Consider the following 6,296-nt stretch of genomic DNA (forward strand, 5'->3'; position numbering starts at 1 on the left):
GTGACGGATATGACTGATGTGACGGATGTGACGGATGTGATAGGCACCGGCCCCGGCCCGGCGCGGATGCTGATCCCGACCGGGCCGGGCGTGGAGGTGCCGGGTGCGGCTGATGCGAATGTCCGCATCGCGTGAGGAGACGTCACAGCGGGGCCGCGGGTACCTCCTGTGGTCCCACTGGATACGCTGTCCGGGCAGCCAAGCTCTGATCCGGTGGGCTGGCGGGCGGTCAGCAGCGCGGACGGTCGTGGCCGCGTCGCTCTTCGCCGGTCGGGCTGGCCTGGTCGGTGCTGGTCCGTTGTCATCTTCGAGGAGTGCCCGGTCGAGGCGGGAACCGAATCGGCCGCCAGCCGCCTGGTATCCCGAGCCGCTTCCGGAGGCCCATCGCCGTGTTGACCGCGTCCACGCTTGCTTCGACGACTCTCGCGCTCGGCCCGAGCTTCCTGGATGCGGAGCATCTGGCCAAGGCGGGCCTGATCGTCATCCTGCTGATCGTCTTTGCGGAGTCCGGGCTGCTGATCGGTTTCTTCCTGCCCGGTGACTCGCTGTTGTTCACGGTGGGGCTGCTCGTCTCCAACGGCAGGCTGTCGACCCCGCTGTGGCTGGCCTGCGTGCTGATCTCCATTGCCGCGGTTGCCGGCGACCAGGCGGGCTTCCTGTTCGGGCGCAAGGCCGGCCCCACACTCTTCCGGCGCCCGGATTCCAGGCTGTTCCGGCAGGAGAACGTGGAGAAGGCCCACGACTTCTTCGAGCGGTACGGCCCCCGTTCGGTGATCCTCGCCCGCTTCGTGCCCATCGTGCGGACGTTCACCCCGATCGTCGCCGGGGTCAGCGGTATGAACTACCGGCTGTTCGTCACGTTCAACATCATCGGCGGGCTGCTGTGGGGCACCGGTGTGACGGTGATCGGATACTTCCTCGGGAAGGTCGAGTTCGTCGCGCACAACGTCGAGAAGATTTTTATCGGGATCGTGCTGCTGTCGGTGATCCCGATCGGGTTCGAGCTGCTGCGAGCCCGGCGCCGGGGCGGACGTCCCGGCTCGGGCGCCGCGCCGGGTGCCGCGCCGGGCGCGGCTCGGCACTCCGCCCGGTCCCGCCGGACCGCCGGGACCGACTGAGCGCTGGTCCCGCCCAGCTCACCGGAGCCAGCTGATCGGTAGCCCCGCCGGACCAACCGACCGGCGGGGCCAGCCGGAAACCCACGGGGGAACGCGGGGAACGAATGATCGGCGATGGAATCGGCCTCGACAGGGGAAGTCGCCGTGATCCGAGTGGCGGCCCGCGCGGTTGGGTCGGGCCCGCGCCGGAAACAACCGGTCTGAAAACCAAAGGGTCCCGATGGGTGGCCACCAACACGGGGGGAGTCGGTAGTCGCCCCATCGGGACGTGTTCTACCTTAGCCGTCCAGGGTCCGCCGCGTCCCACCCTGGTGCCAAAAACCTGGCTGGAGCTTCCCAACGTCCCGTTGGGAAGCCGGTGCGTACTGCTCCGGTGCCCAAAGTCGCAGCGTGGCCCGTCGCCTGTCATGGCCGGGACGGGACAGCATATGCCCTGGTCTCTTTTTGGGATGCCGCGCGGGGAGACCGCCGCTCATCCCCCGCGTGTCCGGCCTTGGCCGGTGGGTGGTAGACGGGTGACGGTATTTCCCGAGGCGGCCGGGGCGGATCCCGGGCGATCTCCAGTACCGGCCCGTCCGGGAAGCATGACAGTCACAGGAAGTATAGGAACCACAGGAATTACAGAAATTCAGTCGGTGAGCTACAGGAAGTGAGGTTGGCTGATGTCCCTGCTCGACCGCGGTACTCCCCCGGATCCGTTCGACGTCCTGCCCGTTGTACCGTCGTTCACCCTTACCAGCGACGACATCGCGGACGGGGACGCGCTCACCAAGGAGTTCGCGCACACCTCGGCCGACGGCGCGAACGCCTCGCCGCACCTGCGCTGGTCCGGGTTTCCGGCGCAGACGTGTGGCTTCGTCGTCACCTCCTTCGACCCGGACGCCCCCACCGGCAGCGGCTTCTGGCACTGGGTCCTCGTCGACATCCCGGCCACCGTGACCGAACTGCCCCACGGGGCGGCAAGCGGCGATCTCAGCGGCCTGCCGGCCGGTTCCTTCCACGTCCGCAACGACTACGGGACGTTCGACTTCGGGGGTGCCGCACCTCCTCCGGGTGACCGTCCGCACCGCTATGTGTTCGCGGTGCACGCCGTCGACGTCCCCTCGCTCGGTGTCGACAGCTCCGCCGCGCCCGCGGTCGTGGGATTCAACCTGGCGTTCCACACCCTTGCCCGGGGCGTGCTGCGGGCTACCTACCAGCGCTGACCCCGACGCCGCCGGCGCCGGCCCCGACGGCCCGCCGGTCGCGGGCGGGCCACGGGCTTCCAACAGCGGGGCGGTGGGCTTCCAGCGGCCCGGCCGGTGGGCAGGATGGCCGGACGCGGGTAGGTTGACGGACATGCTGCGCAAGTTCGCCGTTCTCGCGGTTGTCGCCGGTGCCGGTGCGGTGGTGACCGCTGTCCGTCGCCGGCGGGGCAGGGACGAGGCCGACCTCTGGCATGAGGCGACCACCGCCATCAACGCGGGCTGACCAGAAGCTCCTGGCCCGAAGCTCCTGGCCCGAAGCTTCTGCCCTGTTCCCTGGAGCCGCACCGGTCCTGGCCCGGTGCGGCCCTGCCACCGCGATCTCAGGGCGTCCGGCAACTGATGGCCTACGTGGTCACCGATCCCCCGGCGGTTCCCCCGGCGACCGACCCGGAAACGAACGAAGCGAACCAGCCCGAAGTGGGGACGGCCGGAGTGGAGGCAACTGGTCTGGGGACGGCCGGTCTGGGGACGGCCGGAACGGACAGTGAGCCACGGCCCGCGGCGTTGTCGGCGCCGGACGCGGCAACGTTGCGTGACCATGCTGTCCGTATGCTGCCCGACTACATGGTGCCGGCGGCGTTCGTGCCGCTCCCCCAGCTGCCGACGCTGCCCAACGGGAAGCTGGACCGCAACGCGCTGCCGGCCCCCGACTTCACCGCCACCGTTTCCGGCCGGGCTCCCGGCAACCCCACGGAGCAGGCGCTGCGGGACGCGTTCGCCGCGCTGCTCGCCGTCCCCGAACTCGGCGTCGACGACGACTTCTTCACCCTCGGCGGGGACAGCATCGTCGCGATGGAGCTGGTCAGCCAGGCCCGCGCAGCCGGTTTCCGGATCACCCCGCGCCAGGTCTTCCGCCACTGCACGGTGGCCGCACTGGCCACGGTGGCCACCGCCCTCGCCCCGGTGTCGGAGCGGGCCGGCGGCGACGACGGGACGGGAACCGTCCCGCTGACCCCGATCATGCACGCGCTGCGTGAGCTGGGCGGCCCGGTCAGCGGCTACCACCAGTCGGCGCTGGTGCAGACGCCGGCCGAGCTGGACCGGACGACCCTGCTGGCCATCCTGCGGGCGCTGGTGGACCGGCACGACATGCTGCGGGCCCGCCTCGTCCGTACCTCCGGCCCGAGCGGTGACCACTGGATGTTCACCGTCCCACCGCCCGGAACGCTGGACGTCGCGACACTGGTCGAACGAGTCGACATCCGCGTCAGCGAGCCCGACGCGAGCGAGCACGGCAGCGGTGGGCCGGGCAGCGGTGGGCCGGGCAGCGGTGGGCCGGGCAGCGGTGGGTCTGGCGCCGAGGGGGCCGGCACAAGCGAACCCGGCAGCGGTGGCCCGGGCGCCGAGGCGCCTGGCACCCGCGAACCCGACGGTGTCCTCACCGGGGACGCGCTGACCAGGACGATCTCCGCGGCGGCGCTGGCCGCCCGGGACCGGCTGGACCCGGACGCCGGCGTCATGATCCAGGCGGTGTGGTTCGACGCGTCCGGGGGCACCTGGCCGGCCTGCCGTCCGGCGGGATCGGTTACGGGCTGCTGCGCCATCTCAACCCGCGGACGGGGCCGGAGCTGGCGCGGCTGGGCGCCCCGCGGATCGAGTTCAACTACATGGGCAGGTTCGGCGTCCCGGAGGCGACGGACTGGTCCTGCTCCGCCGAGCCGGACGCGGTGGACCTCGACGCCGACGGGGACATGCCGGAGGAGCACTGCCTGGTGGTGAACTCGCTGACCGAGGACCGTCCGGGCGGGCCGGAGCTGGCCGTGTTCTGGTCCTGGCCGTCCGGTGTGCTGGCCGAGGACGCCGTCCGCGAGCTGGCCGAGAGCTGGTTCCAGGCCCTGGACGCGCTGGTGACCCACGCCACCGGACGGCCGGAGCGCGCATGATCACGATTCTTGCCGCGCGCCCGGCGGCCACCGGGAAAACCAGGCACCGGCAAAACCCGCGGTGGCCAGGAGCGATATCGGAAAATCCTGAAAGAAGCCGTGGCAATATTGTGGACAATGGCGTGGCCCATGATGATTCCCGTCGACCGTGATCGAGAACTGACTGTGATCGAGAACTGAGTTTCGGCAGGGTCCCGGGAGAACCGGTCGGGAGAACCGGGCCCAGGAGAACAACGGAACAGTGGAACAGCAGAACCGGAGAAGGGGGACACCCATGACCAACCCGTTCGAGGATCCCGACGGCGTCTACACCGTCCTGGTCAACGCCGAGGGGCAGTACAGCCTGTGGCCGGACTTCATCGACGTCCCGGCCGGCTGGACGGTCGAGCACGGCCCGGGCCCACGCCAGGAGTGCCTGGACTACATCGAGACACACTGGACGGACCTGCGCCCCAAGAGCCTGATCGAGGCAATGGAAGCCGCCGCCCGCGACTGACCCACCGCCGCCCCGGCCGGCGCCGGCTTCGTCGTCGGCTTCGGTGCCGGTGCCGGTGCCGGTGCCGGTGCCGGCTTTGGCGCCGGCGAACTCGGTGACGGCTACCAGCGATCCCAACGGGGTGCCGAGGGCCAACGAGTTACCAGTGCCTGGAAGGGTGCCGTCGAGGTCTGGAGGAGCCATGGGCTCTTATCTCCGGGGGCTCCTATCTCCGGGGAACAGTTGGAAGCCCGCGGTGGAGGCGATCCGGGTGATGACCGTCTCCCAGTTGCCGCCGGGTGGGACCACGATCCGCCAGTCCCCCCGCTCCCAGCGCAGCTCGATGCGCATGGCGGCGTACCCGGTGGTGCCGGTGGAATCCACGGCGTCCGTGGCCACATACAGCACGACCCGGTCGGGGGCGGCCACATCGAACCGGACCCCGGCGTAGCGGAAGATCGGGTCGGAGAACCGTCCGGTGAGCCGGTCGGGAATGGCATATCGCGTCGCGGCTATCCGGGTCCGTGTCAGCAGGGCGGGCTGGTCGGCGCCGGTCGCCTGCTCGGCGATGGTGGGTTCGAAGATGTAGGCGCCGACAACGGCGTCCGTACGGAAGACAACGTGGATCGCGGCGAGGGCGGCGCCCAGCGGGGTGTGGGCGAACCCGGACGCCCGGTCGTCGGCCAGGCTGCGCGGGCCCGCGGCCGGTGAGACCGGCAGAGCGAAGCCGTGGAAGTCCAGCCAGGCCAGGTCGGAGAAGTCCAGGACGGGCAGGCCCGAATCCGGGCGCACCGGCCCGCCGGGCACCGGGACCGCGCCGGCCGTACCCGTGGCCGTGGCCGTGGCCGGCGCCGGCGCCGATGTCGGTGTCGGGGAGCCGCCCCGGCCGCCGACGAGTACCAGCCCGACGGCGATCCCGACCGCGACCAGCCCTGCGGCGGCCAGCAACCCTACACCCGTGGAGAAACGACGCTCGCCAGCCATATCCGTGCCCTTACGCCGCTCGACCATCACCTGGGTCGCGCGGATCGACAGGACGATCACCCCTTGCGCTAGCTACGACACGTATTGTCAGAATAGGGGGTCGCGCAGTAAGGCGGTGGCCATAGCCCAGCGTGAGCGGGACAGCCCGCGGGCCGCGGGCAGCCGGACGAAGGTGCTCTACTGGTTGACAGCGGTCTACTGGTTGACGGGAGCGTCCTGTGGCGCGCGGGTGTCGGACCATACCTCCCACAGCGCCGCGTAGCGCCCGCCGGCGGCGATGAGCTCGTCGTGCGTGCCGGTCTCGACGATCCGCCCGTCGTCCAGGACGACGACGAGGTCCGCGCCGGCCGACTGGGTGAGGCGGTGCGCGACGACCAGCCCGGTCCGGCCCGCCAGCGCCTGCTCGGCGGCGGCCTCCAGGATGCTGGCACCGGCGCTGCCGGCGTCCGCGGTGGCCTCGTCGAGGATCGCCACCGGCGGGTCGGTGAGGACGAGGCGGGCGAGCGCGAGCTGCTGGGCCTGCGTGACGGTCAGCCGGTGCCCGCCCTCCCCCACCACGGTGGCCAGCCCCTCGGGCAGCGCCTTCGCC

General features: G+C 71.1%; 6 protein-coding genes and 2 pseudogenes. 6 read left to right on the forward strand and 2 right to left on the reverse strand.

The window, feature by feature from the left end; translation table 11 throughout:
* Positions 1 to 389 precede the first annotated feature (389 nt).
* From AC5LSR_RS11040 to AC5LSR_RS11065, 6 genes and pseudogenes are all read left to right on the forward strand, one after another.
* Entirely contained in the window at positions 390 to 1,118 is a 729-nt protein-coding gene (locus AC5LSR_RS11040; protein WP_250285499.1) for a DedA family protein, read from the forward strand.
* 662 nt (positions 1,119 to 1,780) lie between these two features.
* On the forward strand, positions 1,781 to 2,323 hold the full coding sequence (locus tag AC5LSR_RS11045) for a YbhB/YbcL family Raf kinase inhibitor-like protein (protein WP_250285498.1): 543 nt from the start codon (positions 1,781 to 1,783) through the stop codon (positions 2,321 to 2,323).
* Between the two features lie 133 nt (positions 2,324 to 2,456).
* Positions 2,457 to 2,588, forward strand: coding sequence for a DLW-39 family protein (locus tag AC5LSR_RS11050; RefSeq protein WP_250285497.1), 132 nt, complete (start codon positions 2,457 to 2,459; stop codon positions 2,586 to 2,588).
* A gap of 341 nt (positions 2,589 to 2,929) precedes the next feature.
* Positions 2,930 to 3,235: pseudogene (locus AC5LSR_RS11055) on the forward strand (phosphopantetheine-binding protein); the annotation flags it as partial.
* A 602-nt stretch (positions 3,236 to 3,837) separates the two neighbouring features.
* Positions 3,838 to 4,248, forward strand: coding sequence for a hypothetical protein (locus AC5LSR_RS11060; RefSeq protein WP_250285496.1), 411 nt, complete (start codon positions 3,838 to 3,840; stop codon positions 4,246 to 4,248).
* 274 nt (positions 4,249 to 4,522) lie between these two features.
* Positions 4,523 to 4,744: an MbtH family protein gene (locus AC5LSR_RS11065; RefSeq protein ID WP_250289475.1), complete on the forward strand. Its 222-nt coding sequence runs from the start codon at positions 4,523 to 4,525 to the stop codon at positions 4,742 to 4,744.
* A 189-nt stretch (positions 4,745 to 4,933) separates the two neighbouring features.
* Here the strand turns inward: AC5LSR_RS11065 and AC5LSR_RS11070 are convergent, their stop codons facing one another.
* Both AC5LSR_RS11070 and AC5LSR_RS11075 read right to left on the reverse strand, forming a co-directional pair.
* Positions 4,934 to 5,707 (reverse strand): DUF8175 domain-containg protein, encoded by a 774-nt coding sequence (locus AC5LSR_RS11070; RefSeq protein ID WP_493468412.1) that lies wholly within the window; start codon positions 5,705 to 5,707, stop codon positions 4,934 to 4,936.
* A gap of 195 nt (positions 5,708 to 5,902) precedes the next feature.
* Positions 5,903 to 6,296 (reverse strand): annotated as a pseudogene (locus AC5LSR_RS11075) (ABC transporter ATP-binding protein); the annotation flags it as partial.

This window comes from Protofrankia sp. CiP1_Cm_nod4 (assembly GCF_982290645.1).

Excerpts from the sequence above, each read along its gene's own strand:
- AC5LSR_RS11045 (WP_250285498.1), top strand. The coding sequence starts at position 1,781 with ATGTCCCTGCTCGACCGCGGTACTCCCCCGGATCCGTTCGACGTCCTG.
- AC5LSR_RS11050 (WP_250285497.1), top strand. The coding sequence starts at position 2,457 with ATGCTGCGCAAGTTCGCCGTTCTCGCGGTTGTCGCCGGTGCCGGTGCG.
- AC5LSR_RS11065 (WP_250289475.1), top strand. The coding sequence starts at position 4,523 with ATGACCAACCCGTTCGAGGATCCCGACGGCGTCTACACCGTCCTGGTC.
- AC5LSR_RS11070 (WP_493468412.1), bottom strand. The coding sequence starts at position 5,707 with ATGGCTGGCGAGCGTCGTTTCTCCACGGGTGTAGGGTTGCTGGCCGCC.